At 69.0% G+C, this 13,007-nt stretch carries 9 protein-coding genes and 1 pseudogene; 4 read left to right on the top strand and 6 right to left on the bottom strand.

The genetic code is table 11. From position 1 onward, the window contains the following. The first annotated feature begins 204 nt into the window (after window positions 1-204). From ATO4_RS16825 to trmD, 4 genes are all read left to right on the top strand, one after another. The gene (locus ATO4_RS16825) at window positions 205-1,704 is read left to right on the top strand and encodes a sensor domain-containing diguanylate cyclase (protein WP_139802513.1); all 1,500 of its coding nucleotides are present in this window, start codon (window positions 205-207) and stop codon (window positions 1,702-1,704) included. 212 nt (window positions 1,705-1,916) lie between these two features. After that, a complete protein-coding gene (gene rimM / locus ATO4_RS16820) occupies window positions 1,917-2,633 on the top strand; it encodes a ribosome maturation factor RimM (RefSeq protein ID WP_280940508.1) in 717 nt (238 codons plus the stop codon). Further along, the gene (locus tag ATO4_RS16815) at window positions 2,630-2,932 is read left to right on the top strand and encodes a putative quinol monooxygenase (RefSeq protein WP_083592690.1); all 303 of its coding nucleotides are present in this window, start codon (window positions 2,630-2,632) and stop codon (window positions 2,930-2,932) included. The genes rimM and ATO4_RS16815 overlap by 4 nt, the downstream gene beginning before the upstream one ends. Continuing rightward, on the top strand, window positions 2,932-3,639 hold the full coding sequence (gene trmD / locus ATO4_RS16810) for a tRNA (guanosine(37)-N1)-methyltransferase TrmD (RefSeq protein ID WP_083592689.1): 708 nt from the start codon (window positions 2,932-2,934) through the stop codon (window positions 3,637-3,639). The genes ATO4_RS16815 and trmD overlap by 1 nt, the downstream gene beginning before the upstream one ends. A 1,280-nt stretch (window positions 3,640-4,919) precedes the next feature. Here trmD and phaZ read toward each other — a convergent pair. The 6 genes and pseudogenes from phaZ to polA form a co-directional block, all read right to left on the bottom strand. Continuing rightward, window positions 4,920-6,128, bottom strand: a pseudogene (phaZ, locus tag ATO4_RS27240) (polyhydroxyalkanoate depolymerase); the annotation flags it as partial. Window positions 6,129-6,560: 432 nt separating this feature from the next. Next, the gene (locus tag ATO4_RS16800) at window positions 6,561-7,085 is read right to left on the bottom strand and encodes a GNAT family N-acetyltransferase (protein WP_176223033.1); all 525 of its coding nucleotides are present in this window, start codon (window positions 7,083-7,085) and stop codon (window positions 6,561-6,563) included. Window positions 7,086-7,143: 58 nt separating this feature from the next. After that, a complete protein-coding gene (locus tag ATO4_RS16795; protein ID WP_083592700.1) occupies window positions 7,144-7,437 on the bottom strand; it encodes a DUF1330 domain-containing protein in 294 nt (97 codons plus the stop codon). Window positions 7,438-7,478: 41 nt separating this feature from the next. After that, a complete protein-coding gene (pyrF, locus tag ATO4_RS16790) occupies window positions 7,479-8,183 on the bottom strand; it encodes an orotidine-5'-phosphate decarboxylase (protein WP_083592686.1) in 705 nt (234 codons plus the stop codon). Between the two features lie 54 nt (window positions 8,184-8,237). After that, entirely contained in the window at window positions 8,238-9,491 is a 1,254-nt protein-coding gene (locus ATO4_RS16785; protein ID WP_083592685.1) for a PAS domain-containing protein, read from the bottom strand. Window positions 9,492-9,810: 319 nt separating this feature from the next. Then, complete coding sequence (gene polA, locus ATO4_RS16780) at window positions 9,811-12,756, bottom strand: DNA polymerase I (RefSeq protein WP_083592684.1); 2,946 nt, start codon at window positions 12,754-12,756, stop codon at window positions 9,811-9,813. Between the last annotated feature and the right edge of the window lie 251 nt (window positions 12,757-13,007).

The raw sequence follows: 13,007 nt of genomic DNA, 5'->3' as shown, positions 1-13,007 counted from the left end.
GCCAGACTTTCCGCGGGCGGCGCCATCCGGCGCCGCCCGTTTCGTTTTTCGATACCAATTGCTTAGAAGTTTATTGTTCCATAACGCGACGGTAAGGATTACGTCGAAAGAATGCCCAGCGACGAATCGAAGCCGGTCGCGGGCGTGTCTCGATTTCCCCCCCTTCGGCGAGCGCGCCGCGACCGAGCCATGGATACCCGTTCGATGGAAGCCATGCCCCAGGACACCCGAAACGAGGCGGACCCGATCGGCGACGTCTTCCAGCTGGCGCCCCTGCCGCTCTGGCTGGAAGACTTCAGCGCCGTCAAGACGCTCCTCGAGGGCTGGCGTGCGGACGGTGTGAGCGACCTCCGGGCCCATCTCGAGGCGCATCCGGACCTCGTGCGCCAGGCCGCCCTGTCGATCCGGGTGATCGCCGTGAACGACAAGACCGTCGAACTCTTCGAGGCCGACAGTCCCGAGCACCTCATCGCCAATCTCGACGTCGTCTTTTCCCGCGACATGCTCTCCTCCCATATGGGCGAACTGTGCCAGCTGTGGGAACGCAGCGACGGCTTCGAGAGCCAGGCGGTCAACTACACGCTGTCCGGCCGCCGCCTCGACGTCCTGCTGAAGGCCCGCATCCTGCCGGGCCACGAGGACGACTGGGGCCGGGTGATCCTGTCGACCGAGGACGTGACCGAAGGCGAGGAGGGCCGCCGGCGGCTCGCGGCCAGCGAAGCCTTCGCCCGCGGGCTGTTCGAGCACTCGCCGATCTCGCTCTGGGTCGAGGACTTCTCCGTCGTCAAGTCGCTCATGGACGAGGTGCGCGAGCGCGGCGTCAGCGACTTCCGCACCTTCCTCGACGTGCATCCGGAATTCGTCTTCCGCTGCATGAGCGAGATCCGCGTCCTCGACGTCAACCGCCACACCCTCGAGCTGTTCCGCGCGAAGGACCGGCCGGATCTCCTCAGCCGCCTCGGCGAAGTGTTTCGCGACGACATGGAGCCGCATTTTCGCGAGCAGCTCATCGATCTCTGGTCCGGCCAGCTGTTCCAGCAGCGCGAGGTGGTGAACTACGCCCTCGACGGCGAGGGACTGCACGTCCACATGCAGTTCTCGGTGTTTCCCGGACGCGAGGACGACTGGTCGCTGGTGCAGGTGGCGCTCACCGACATCACCGCCCGCAAGAAGGCCGAGGCCTATCTGGAATTCCTCGGCAAGCACGACATCCTCACCAAGCTCTACAACCGCTCCTTCTTCGTCGACGAACTCAACCGCCTCGAACGCAAGGGGCCGCTGCCGGTGACGGTGATCGTCGCCGACCTCAACGGCCTGAAGGCGGTCAACGACACGCTCGGCCACGCCGCCGGCGACGCGCTGCTCCGCCGGGCCGGCGAGGTGCTGCGCGAGGCCGTGCAGAAGCCCCATTGCGCGGCGCGGATCGGCGGCGACGAGTTCGTCATCCTGCTGCCGGCGAGCGGCGAGGCCGAGGGCCTGCAGATGATCGCCGACATCGAGGAACTGGTCGAGCTCAACAACCAGTTCTACACCGGCTCGCCCCTGTCCTTCTCCCTGGGCCTCGCGACGTCGCTGCAGCTCGAGCGGCTCGAGGAGACGGTGAAGCGCGCCGACAAGCGGATGTACGAGGCCAAGCACCGGCACTATGCCGAGGCCGACGGCGAAGCCGGCGCGCCCGGCGTCAAGCACAGCCGGGGGGCCTGAACACCGGCCCCGCCGCCCGGCGCGACCGTCGCCGGGTGGGCGATGCAGGCCGACGAATGAGGAGACTGTCGACGGCGGCGCCGGAACCGTCTATGCCGTCGAAAAAGGCTCGCGAGCCGCGCCCAAGCGGCAACCGACGACCCCTTCCGGCGCCGCAGCGACGGCACAGGGGACGGGCGGGTCAAGCGACAGCAACGGGATCGAAGACGCTTTTGCCTGCCAAACCAACCAATCGCGACGCATCGCCCAACACTCGGCCCAGTGCTGGACCCGGCGCCTCGCCCGGCGCCGGGGCTGGCCAGCCCTCCGCCGGGCCGGCAACGCCCGTCCTCCTCGCCGTCATCGGCGGCGCCCACGGCATCCGCGGCGAGTGCCGCGTCAAGTCCTTCACCGAGGAGCCGGAGGCCTTCGGCCGCTACGGCCCGCTCTACGATGCCAAGGGCAACCGCTACACGGTGAAGGCCGCGCGGCCCCAGAAGACCGTGCTTCTGGTGCGCTTCGCCGAAGTCGCCGACCGCAACCAGGCCGAACGGCTGAACGGCACCGAACTCTTCGTCGACCGCTCGCTGTTGCCCGAGACCGAGGACGACGACGAGTTCTATCTGGAGGACCTGATCGGCCTCGAGGCGCGGGCGGTCGATGGCGAGCTCATCGGCCGGGTCTTCGCGGTGCACAATTTCGGCGCCGGCGACATCCTGGAGATCGCCCCGCCGAAGGGGCCGACGGTGATGATCCCGTTCTCCGAGGCCGCGGTGCCCGGGCTCGACCTGGAGGCGGGGACGATCAGCGTCGATCCGGTCGCGGCGGGGCTCGTCGACAGCGACGACGACGCCGACGAGATGGGCGAAGATCCGGCGGGCAAAGACGAGATGGGCGAAGACGCAGGCGCGTCGCCGCGCCGCCACCAGACACGAGAGGACGACCGATGATCATCGTTTCCGGCATCCTGCGGCTTGCCGCAGCCGATCTCGCCAGCCTGCGCGAGGCGGCGGCGGGGGTGCTCTCCGCGACCCGGGCCGAGGACGGCTGCATCGTCTATTCCTTCGCCGAGGACCTGCTCGAGCCGGGTCTCGTGCGCATCTACGAGGAATGGGAGAGCCGCGAGGCGCTCGCCGCCCATGGCCGCTCCGCCCACATCGCCGCCTGGCACAAGGCGCTCTCGGCCGTCACGGTGATCGAGCGCGACCTGAAGCTGATCGAGGCCGGCAAGGCCGAACCGCTCGGCTGATGGCCTTCCGCGCCACCGTCCTGACGCTCTATCCGGAGATGTTTCCGGGCCCCCTCGGCGTGTCGCTGGCGGGCCGGGCGCTGGAGCGCGGCGACGCCGTCGTCGAGACCCGGCAGATCCGCGACTTCGGTCGCGGCCGCCACCGGGCGGTGGACGACACGCCGGCCGGCGGCGGCGCCGGCATGGTGCTGCGCGCCGACGTCCTGGCCGATGCGATCGACGCGGCGTGTGATGAGGGCGATCTTCGGCCCCGCCTGCTGATGAGCCCGCGCGGCCGGCCGCTGACCCAGGATCTCGTCCGCGAACTCGCGGCGGGCGAGGGGGCGCTGATCGTCTGCGGCCGCTTCGAGGGCGTCGACGAGCGGATCATCGAGGGGCGGGGCCTTCGCGAAGTCTCGATCGGCGACTATGTGCTGTCGGGCGGCGAGATCGCCGCGATGGTGCTGCTCGACGCGGTGATCCGGCTGCTGCCGGGCGTCATGGGCAACGACCAGTCGGGCCTCCACGAGAGCTTCGAGACGCAGCGCCTGGAACACCCGCACTATACCCGGCCGGCCGAGTGGGAGGGCCGGACCATCCCGCCCGTCCTCACCTCCGGCGATCATGGTGCCGTCGAGCGCTGGCGTCGCGCCGAGGCCGAGCGGATCACCGCCGAGCGGCGGCCGGACCTTCTCGCACGCCACGGCCGCGGCGACAGCTCGGCCTGACAGGTGGCCGCACGGAACCGCTACCGCCTGCGCCGGCGGCTCGTCCCATCGGCGGCGATCGCGACCGGCTCCATCCCGTCCTCGTGACGCTCCCGCCGGAAGGCTGGTCGAGCCACCCTCCCGGATCATGCGACGCCGGCTCAGCGCCGACGGGCGCGGCCCGACGGACCCTTCGACCGTGTCCCCGGACGCGCGCGCGTGGGCGAGGTCGGGGCGGGTCCCGAGGTGAACAGGTCGCTCGCTCCGCCGGCCTCCGAGACCTGGTCGTCGGAGGCCTTGGCGCTGACGGCGCCGGTCTTGGCCGGCGTCTTCGCCGCCGCCTTGGCGTTGCCGGAGGCGGGCTTTTCGGCAGCCGACTTCTCCGGCGCGGCAGGCTTGGCTTCGCCGGCAGCAGGCTCGGACGCCGTCGGTTCCGGCTTGGCAACGTCTTTCGCTTCGGCTTTCACGTCGGCCTTCGACTGTGCCTCGGTTTCGGACTTGGCCTCTGCCTTGGGGGACGCCTTCGGTGCGGGCTCCGCCTTGGCAGCCGGTGCGGGCTCCGACTTGGCCGCGGGTTCGGCGGCCTTCGGCGTGGCCTCCCCAGTCTTCGCCGGGGTCTTTGCCGGAGCCTCGGCCTTGGCCTTCGCCTCGGCGGTAGCGGGAACCTCGGCCTTCGCCGCCGGTTTGGCGGCGGGTGCTTCGGCCTTCATGTCACGCTTTGTTGCCGGCTTGTCGGCCTCGGTCTTCGCGGCGTCGGCCTTGGCCTCGACCTTCGCGGCCGGCGCGTCATCCTTCGGCGCAGCCTTCGCGGCCGGAGCGGGCTCGGCCTTGGCGGCCGGCGCGGCCTCGTTCTTCACCGCCGGTGCAGGCGCTGCCCGAAGCGTCTCCGCCTGGGCGGGCGTCTCGGCGGCCGGCACCGGAAGGGGCGTCGCCTTGATGCCGCCATTCGAGGTCGACCCGGCGGGGCTCGCCGGCTGGCGCGTGATCGATGGCGCGGAGAAGCCGGAATTGTTGCTGCCGGCAAACGAGCCGTAGGAGTAGTTGGCGGCCTCGAGGGCTGTCGACATCAGCGCCTTGGCCGGCGCCGCCATGGCGTTCATCGCCGCTTCGAGGCCCTCGAGCCCGTTCAGCGTGGCGACTGCGCCGATGCCGCTCTCGCCCGAGGCGGGCACGCGGCGGCCGAGGGTGCCGGCCTTGGCGATGCGCTCGGCATAGGCGCCCATGCGGCGGGGGCCGGTCTCGGCTTCGGCCGACTTGCGCGGCTGCGAGGCGCCGGTGTGGGTGGTGCCGTGGGTCAGCGCGAAGTCGACGATGCGCGGGGCGATCTCGGCGCGGAAGCGCGAGCCGTTGAAGACGCCGTAATGGCCGACCTTCGGCTGCACGTAGTGGACGCGCTTGTCGCCGGGAATGTTGATGCACAGGTCCTGCGCCGCCTCGGTCTGGCCGACGCCGGAAATGTCGTCGTTCTCGCCCTCGACGGTGAGGAGGCCGGTGCGCCGGATCGCCGTCAGGTCGATCCGCTTGCCGCGATGGGTGATCTCGCCCTTCGGCAGCGAGTGCTTGACGAACACCTCGTCGACGGTCTGCAGGTAGAACTCCGCCGTCATGTCCATCACGGCGTTGTACTCGTCGTAGAAGCTGCGGTGCTTCTCCGCCGAATCGCCGTCGTCCTTGACGAGGTGCCAGAAGAAATCCTTGTGCGCGGTGACGTGGCGGTCGAGATTCATCGACATGAAGCCGGTCAGCTGCAGGAAGCCCGGATAGACCTGCCGCATGAAGCCGGCATGGGGGAAGGGCACCGACATGATGACGTTGTCGCGGAACCAGTCGATGCCGCGCTCCTTGGCGAGATCGTTGACCGCCGTCGGGTTGATGCGCGTGTCGATCGGCCCGCCCATCAGCGTCATGGTCGCCGGCGCGCACGGGTCCTCGGCCGCCTCCATCACCGCCGTCGCCATCAGCACCGGCACGGCCGGCTGGCAGACGCCGATGACATGGGTGTCGGGCCCGAGGAACTGCAGGATCTCGATGACATAGTCGACATAGTCGTCGAGGCTGAAGGAGCCGGCCGCGAGCGGCACGCTGCGGGCGTCCTTCCAGTCGGTGATGTAGACGTCGGCATAGGGCAGCAGCGCCTCGACGGTGCCGCGCAGCAGCGTCGCGTAGTGGCCGGACATCGGCGCGACGATGAGGATGCGCGGGTCCTTGCCGTGGCCCTTCGGCAGCGCGCGCTCGAAATGCAGGAGGTTGCAGAACGGCTTCTTCCACACCGGCTTGTCGGCGACCGGGACACGTAGCCCGCGGATCGTCGTCTCGTGGAGGCCGAATTCGGGCTTTCCGTAGACCCGCGTCGTGCGTTCGAACAGTTCGGCCATGGCCGCGAAGGAGCGGCCGGCGGTGGTGTGCGACAACGGGTTCAGCGGGTTCTGGTAGAACAGGCGGGTGGCGTCCGCCACGGCGCGGAACGGCGTCAGCGCGGCGTGATTCCACTCATAGAGCTGGTACAACATGGCAAGTGCCTCTCGTTTCCGCCGAATATAGCAATCGTTGCTGCAATGCACAAATTGAAGCGTCTGGCTTCGGGCGGCCCCTTGCGAAACGCGCCAGCTCGCGGTTTCGCTGCAGCGGTGTCGCAAATCCGTTCCGCTCGCCGTGCCGACGCCGAAGCAGCGCGGCCGCCCGTCACGGCCCCCGCCGCTGGTGCCGTTCGGCAAATGTCGCAAGGCCTGCGGCCGGCCGATCCCGGCTCGTCATGACTTAACCGACAAATCCTTTCGTGAAACCTTCATGACATCGCCCTGATCATAACAGGATGAATCATTGCGCAAGTCGACCGCTCTTGCGCATGGACACCGCACGCGGGCGAACGACCGTGCCTTTCGCGTCACTGCGAGGCGTCTGCGGGCCCCTCGGCGGCCCGTCGCAGTCGTCCGGGCGGCTCCTCACAGCCAGCGGATCATCGCGCAGCGTGTCGCCGGGTCGCTTCCCGGCGGCGTTTCCACCTGCCGGAGGTCGCGCAGCCAGGGCGGACAATCGTCCCCCGGGATCTTCGTGAAACCGGACGTCTCGTAGAAGGGCGCGCCGACGGGGATGTCGGCACAGGTCGTCAGGCCGACGGCCCGGTGCTGGAACCAGCGGGCCCGTTCGAGAACGGCCCCGACCAGCGCGCGGCCGATGCCGCGGCGCCCATGCGCCGGATCGACGGAGAGTTCGGCGATCCAGTAGAGGTCCGGCAGATCGTGCGCCGCGACGAAGCCGACCGCCTCGCCCGAGCGCTTGTGCTCGGCGACGAAGACCTCGTTCTCGACCAGCAGCCTCACGAAGTCGCCGATCTCCGGCGGCGGCGCCTCGGCGAGCTCGGCCTTGCCGAGGGCGATCAGCGTCGCCTCGGCGCGCCGCTCGATCGCCATCAGTTCGCGCGCCTCGCCCGGCTCCATCATCCGGATGCGGTAGCCCTTCGGCGCCATGCCCTTGAACGCCTTGCGCCCCGGCCGCGGCTCTCGGCCAGGGGCGCGGCCGCGAGGCTCAGCCGTCATAGCCCTCGATGATGATCATCTCCGCCTCGGCGACGGTCTGGCGGATGGCCTTGGCCTTCTGGTAGTCGTCGCTCTCGTAGCAGGCCCGGGCCGTCTCGACGCTGTCGAACTCGATCACCACGTTGCGGTTGCGGGCCGTTCCCTCGAGTGCCGCGAACTCGCCGCCGCGCGCCAGGAACTTCGCCCCATGGGCCTCGAAGGCGGGCTTGGCCGCCGCGACATAGGCCTTGTATCCCTCGGGGTCGCGGACGTCGACGCGCGCGATCCAGTATCCCTTGGCCATCATTTGCCTCCCTTTTCTTATGGTCGTTTTGCAGTCGCGCCTCAGGCCGCGGCGCCGGCCATTTCGGCGAGGATCGCCTCGGCTGCTGCCCGAGCGTCGCCGGCGGCGACGATCGGCCGTCCGACGACGAGATGCGAGGCGCCCGCGGCCAGGGCGTCGGCCGGCGCCGCGATGCGCTTCTGGTCGCCGCTGTCGCTTCCGGCCGGCCTGATGCCCGGGGTGACGATCGCCATGTCGGGGCCGATCGCGCGCCGGATGGCCGCGGCCTCGGCGGGCGATGCGACGACGCCGCCCATGCCGATGTCGCGGGCCTGGGCGACGCGCGCGGCGACGAGCTCGGCAACGCTCATCCGGTAGCCGCTGGCGACAAGGTCGTCGTCGTCGAGGGACGTGAGCACGGTGACGCCGAGAAGGGTGAGGGGGCTGCCCTCGGCCGCCTTCACCGCGGCGCGCATGGCATGCGGATAGGCGTGGATGGTCAGCATCGAGGCGCCGAGGTCGAGGGCGCTGGCGACACCCTTCTCGACGGTGTTGGAGATGTCGAGGAGCTTCATGTCGAGAAACACGCGCTTGCCCGAGCGGGCCAGCTCGCCGACCAGCGGCAGGCCGCCGGACAGCGCCAGCTGGAAGCCGATCTTGTACCAGGTGACCGTGTCACCGAGGGTGTCGACGACGGCTTCGGCTTCGGCCCGGCCGGTCACGTCCAGCCCGACGATCAGCCTGTCCCTTGCGGCTTCGAGACTCAAACTTCACACTCCTCGCGGCTCGTCGGCGTCAGGCTTCCGGCCGCCGTCATTTCATCATTCGGGAGGAATGTCGACGGTCACGGTGGTGCCGGTGGTAAGGGAGTTCACGTCGATCGTGGCGTCGAGACCCCGGACCAGCGACACGGTGATGCGGCCGCCGAGCCCGCCTTCGACCTCCCGCGCCCTCTGCCGGCGGGCCGCCTGCTCGCCGGTCTCGACGATCTGGCTGCCGGGCTCGCTGGTGCCGCGCGACATGCCGAGGGAGTCGGCGAGCTGGCGCGCCTCGTTGACAGTGTCGTCCTCGACCGCCGCCCGTGCCGCCTCCTGCCGGATCGCGTTGATCTCGTTTTGGCTGAGGGGTGCCGGCTTGGAGTTGTCGTAGGGCCACGCGCTGCCCTTGGGCAGGCCGACGCCGTCGTCGGTCACGGTGAGGCGGATGACGCCGGAGGAGAGCATCTTCAGCCGCGCCTCGACGAGGCCTTCCTCGCGGCCGTCGAAGGCATGCTTGAGGGCGTTGGTGAGCAGCTCGGAAAACAACAGCCCGATCCGCGCCGCGCGGTCGACCTTCACGTCGATGGCGTCGCAGTCGACATTGATGCGCACCGAGTTGCGGCCGTCCAGATGGCCGATCGTCGCCGCGACGCGGCTGACATAGGCGCCGAGCGGCACGCGCTCGGAGCGGTGCGAGCCGACGCCGGCATCGGTCATCTCCTGATAGAGCAGCTGCAGGCTCTCGATCCGGCGCGCCAGCGCGCTGAAGCTCTCCTGGCTGGTCTTCATCCGCGCCTGCATGCGGATCATGCCGACGATCATCGACAGGTGGTTCTTCACCCGGTGCTGGATCTCGCCGAGGGCGGAATCCACCGGCGCCTTGGCGCCCTGCGTATGGGTCGTCGCGGCGTCCTGGCCGTCGCTCATGTCGCGCTGGACGCCGAGGAAGCACTGCAGCTTGCCGTTCTCGTCGTAGAGCGGCGTGATCATCAGGCGGTTGATGAATTTCGTGCCGTCGGCGCGGTAGTTCAGGATGTCCAGCGAGATGTCGCGCTCGGCCCGCAGCGCTTCGCCGATCTGGCGGGCGTGCTCGGGATCGGTCTCGTCGCCCTGGAGGAACCGGCAGTTGCGCCCGATCGTCGCCGCCGCGGCATAGCCGGTGATGCGCCCGAAGGCGTCGTTGGCGTAGATGATCGGGTTGCCGTCGAGATGCGGATTGGTCAGGACGAGCGCCAGCGGCAGCTTGGCGAGAGCCGCTGTCGTGATGTTCGACGGAACACCGAACGTCTCGGGAGTGTCGTCCTCGCGCGTGTCCATTTGACCTCACTGGCGCCGCTTCCAGCCGGGCGCATTCCTAAGCCGATGGGGAGCCGAAACCGTTCTCGAGCCGCCTGGCCGTCATCGGCGAGGCTGCCCCGAGGATCGTCATTTCGGATAACTCGCCCGGCAACCGCCGATAACATTGGCTCGGCCAGTCCGTTTTCAAGACTTCGGGATCGGCTCCCGTTGCGGCAATAGCCTCATGAATGCATGGGCTTGGCTGCTTCCCGGCAGGCGCTGCGAGTGCGCTCGAGGGCGGCAACTCCTTGTCGCGTCCCCGGTTTCAGTTGCAACGAGGACATCCCCGGGGATGCGCTCAGTGGGCCGCTTCCCAGTCCGCCGCCGCCTTGGCGTCGACCTCGAGGGGCACTGACAAATTGACGCGGGGGAGGGGGGCTTCGGCCATCACCCGCTTGACCAGCGGCAGGGTCGCCTCGACCTCCTCCTCCGGCACCTCGAAGACCAGTTCGTCATGGACCTGCAGCAGCATCTTCGCGGACAGCCCCGCCTCGGCGAGCGCCCCCTCCATGCGGATCATCGCCCGGCGGATGATGTCCGCCGCCGTCCCCTGGATCGGCGCGTTGATCGCCGCGCGCTCGTTGAAGGCGCGCATCGCGGCGTTCGGCGACTTGATGTCCGGATAATGCGCCCGCCGGCCGAACAGCGTCTCGACATAGCCGTGCTGCTTGGCGAAGGCCTTGGTGGCGTCCATGTAGTCCCGGATGCCGGGAAAGCGCTCGAAATAGCGCCGGATGTAGAGGCCGGCCTCCTCGCGCGGGATCGCCAGCTGGTTGGCGAGGCCGAAGGCGGAGATGCCGTAGATGATGCCGAAATTGATCGCCTTGGCCCGCCGCCGGACGTCCGACGGCATGCCCTCGACAGGCACCCCGAACATCTCCGACGCCGTCATGGCGTGGATGTCGAGCCCCTCCTGAAACGCCTGCTTCAGCTGCGGGATGTCGGCGATGTGGGCGAGGATGCGCAGCTCGATCTGGCTGTAGTCGGCCGAGACCAGGCGGTTGCCCTCCGGCGCGACGAAGGCGGTGCGGATCGCCCGGCCTTCCTCGGTGCGCACCGGGATGTTCTGGAGGTTCGGCTCCGAGGAGGAGAGCCGCCCGGTGGTCGTCGAGGCCATGGAATAGGAGGTGTGGATGCGCCCGCGCGCATCCATGTGGTTCGGCAGCGTATCGGTGTAGGTGCCCTTCAGCTTGGTCAGCTGGCGCCACGCGACGATCTTCGCCGGCAGCTCGTGGCCTTCGGCGGCGAGCTCCTCCAGCACCTTGACGTCGGTCGACCACTGGCCGCTCTTGGTCTTCTTGCCGCCCGGCAGGTTGAACTTGCCGAACAGGATCTCGCCGAGCTGCTTGGGCGAACCGGGGTTGAACTCCTCCCCGGCGAAATCGGCGATCTCGGCCTCGAGCGCGCCCTGCTTCTGGGCGAACTGCCCGGAGAGCCGCGACAGGATCTGCCGGTCGACCATGACGCCGCGCTCCTCCATGCGGGCGAGCACCGGCACCAGCGGCTTTTCGAGCCTTTCATAGACCGAGGCGAGGCCTTCGGCGACGAGGCGCGGCTTGAGCACCCGCCACAGGCGCAGCGTCACGTCGGCGTCCTCGGCGGCGTATGCGGTGACCTTGTCGATCGGGCAGGCGGCGATAGGCCTGGCAGTGCGGCCCGAACCGCAGAGATCCTTGAACGAGATCGGCTTGTGCCCGAGGAAGCGTTCCGACAGCTCGTCCATGCCGTGGCCGGAGAGCGAGGCCGAGGCGTCGAGGGCATAGGAGATCAGCATCGTGTCGTCGAAGGGGGCGACGGCGATGCCGTGCCGCAGCATGACGAGAGTGTCGTATTTGGTGTTCTGCCCGACCTTCAGGATTGCCGGATCCTCGAGAACCGGCTTCAGGATCGCCAGCGCCGCCTCCAGCGGGATCTGCGGGCCGATCTCCTCTTCCAGCGATTTTTCCGACAGAAGGTCCGCCTCGCCGCCGGGCGAGACGTGGCCGAGCGGCACATAGGCGGCGCGCCCCGGAGCCGTCGCGAAGGAGACGCCGACGAGCTTGCCGTTCATCGCCGAGAGCTGGTCGGTCTCGGTGTCGAAGGCGAGGATGCCGGTCTCGATCGCCTCGGCGAGGAAGTCCCGCAGTGATGCCTCGTTGCGGATCGTCAGATAGGCCGAATGGTCGAAGCTGGCGCCCGCCGCCTCGGCGCGGCGCTGTTCCACGAGCATCTGCGGCGTCAAGGCGAGGCGCGGCGCGCCGCCGTCCCCGTCGCCGATGGTCGGCCGCGAGACTGCCGCCGCCGCGGGATCGAGATCCGGTCCGCGCGCCGGGCCGTCCACTGCGATCGTCGCGGTCTCGACATCGCTCGCCGAGACCGAAAGCCTCGCCGCGACCCGGCGGGTGAGGGTGGTGAACTCCATCGCCTTCAGGAAGGCGATCAGCTTCTCGCCGTCCGGCTCGTGCAGGAACAATTCGTCGAGGGGGGCGTCGAGGGGTGTGTCCTGATCGAGGGTCACCAGCCGCTTCGACAGCCGCGCCTGCTCGGCGAAGGCGATCAGGTTCTCGCGGCGCTTGGCCTGCTTGATCTCGCCCGCCCGCTCCAGCAGCGTTTCGAGGTCGCCATAGGTCTGAAGCAGGTCGGCGGCGGTCTTCGGGCCGATCCCCGGCACGCCCGGCACGTTGTCGGAAGTGTCGCCGACGAGGGCCTGCAGGTCGATCATCTTGTCGGGATAGACGCCGAACTTCTCCTTCACCTCTTCGGCCCCGAGGCGCTTGTCCTTCATCTGGTCGTAGAGGATCACCCCCGGCCCGACGAGCTGCATGAGGTCCTTGTCCGAGGAGACGATCGTCACGTCGCCGCCGGCCTCGACGGCAAGCCGCGTATAGGTGGCGATCAGGTCGTCGGCCTCGTATCCCTGCTTCTCGATGCAGGGCAGGTCGAAGGCGCGCACCGCCTCGCGGATCACCGCGAACTGCGGCACGAGGTCTTCCGGCGGCGCCGTCCGGTTGGCCTTGTACTGGTCGTAGAGCTCGTTGCGGAAGGTCGTGGAGGAATGGTCGAAGATGACGGCGAAATGGGTGGGCGCGACGCCCACCGACGTCTCGCGCGATTCCTCGACCAGCTTCCACAGCATGTTGCAGAAGCCCGAGACGGCCCCGACCGGCAGGCCGTCGGACTTGCGGGTCAGCGGCGGCAGCGCGTGATAGGCCCGGAAGATGTAAGCCGAGCCGTCGACGAGGAAGAGGTGGTCGCCTTTTTTCATGGCAAGCGTGGTATCGCGCGCCCGCCGGCCTGTCCATCGCAATGGCGATGCCGCCCGGCCCCTCCCTGAGCATGGCCCCTCCCGACCATTGCCCCTCCTGACCATGGCCCTCCCGACCATGGCTTCGACGGGAGGGCCCGACGGCGGGAAGAGCCTCCGGAAAGAGGTCCGGATGAAACGTTGCTGAAATGTCACGTCGTATGGTTTCTGCATGATTGCGCCCGCTGGAGCGTTGCATTGCAGTGCGATCC

This window comes from Aurantimonas sp. 22II-16-19i, assembly GCF_002088275.1.
GTDB lineage: Bacteria > Pseudomonadota > Alphaproteobacteria > Rhizobiales > Rhizobiaceae > Jiella.
Note: the sequence above shows the minus strand (reverse complement) of the source record. Positions and strands in the feature narration are given on the sequence as shown.

Excerpts from the sequence above, each read along its gene's own strand:
- ATO4_RS16825 (WP_139802513.1), top strand. The coding sequence starts at position 205 with ATGGAAGCCATGCCCCAGGACACCCGAAACGAGGCGGACCCGATCGGC.
- ATO4_RS16815 (WP_083592690.1), top strand. The coding sequence starts at position 2,630 with ATGATCATCGTTTCCGGCATCCTGCGGCTTGCCGCAGCCGATCTCGCC.
- trmD (WP_083592689.1), top strand. The coding sequence starts at position 2,932 with ATGGCCTTCCGCGCCACCGTCCTGACGCTCTATCCGGAGATGTTTCCG.
- ATO4_RS16800 (WP_176223033.1), bottom strand. The coding sequence starts at position 7,085 with ATGGCGCCGAAGGGCTACCGCATCCGGATGATGGAGCCGGGCGAGGCG.
- ATO4_RS16795 (WP_083592700.1), bottom strand. The coding sequence starts at position 7,437 with ATGGCCAAGGGATACTGGATCGCGCGCGTCGACGTCCGCGACCCCGAG.
- ATO4_RS16785 (WP_083592685.1), bottom strand. The coding sequence starts at position 9,491 with ATGGACACGCGCGAGGACGACACTCCCGAGACGTTCGGTGTTCCGTCG.
- polA (WP_083592684.1), bottom strand. The coding sequence starts at position 12,756 with ATGAAAAAAGGCGACCACCTCTTCCTCGTCGACGGCTCGGCTTACATC.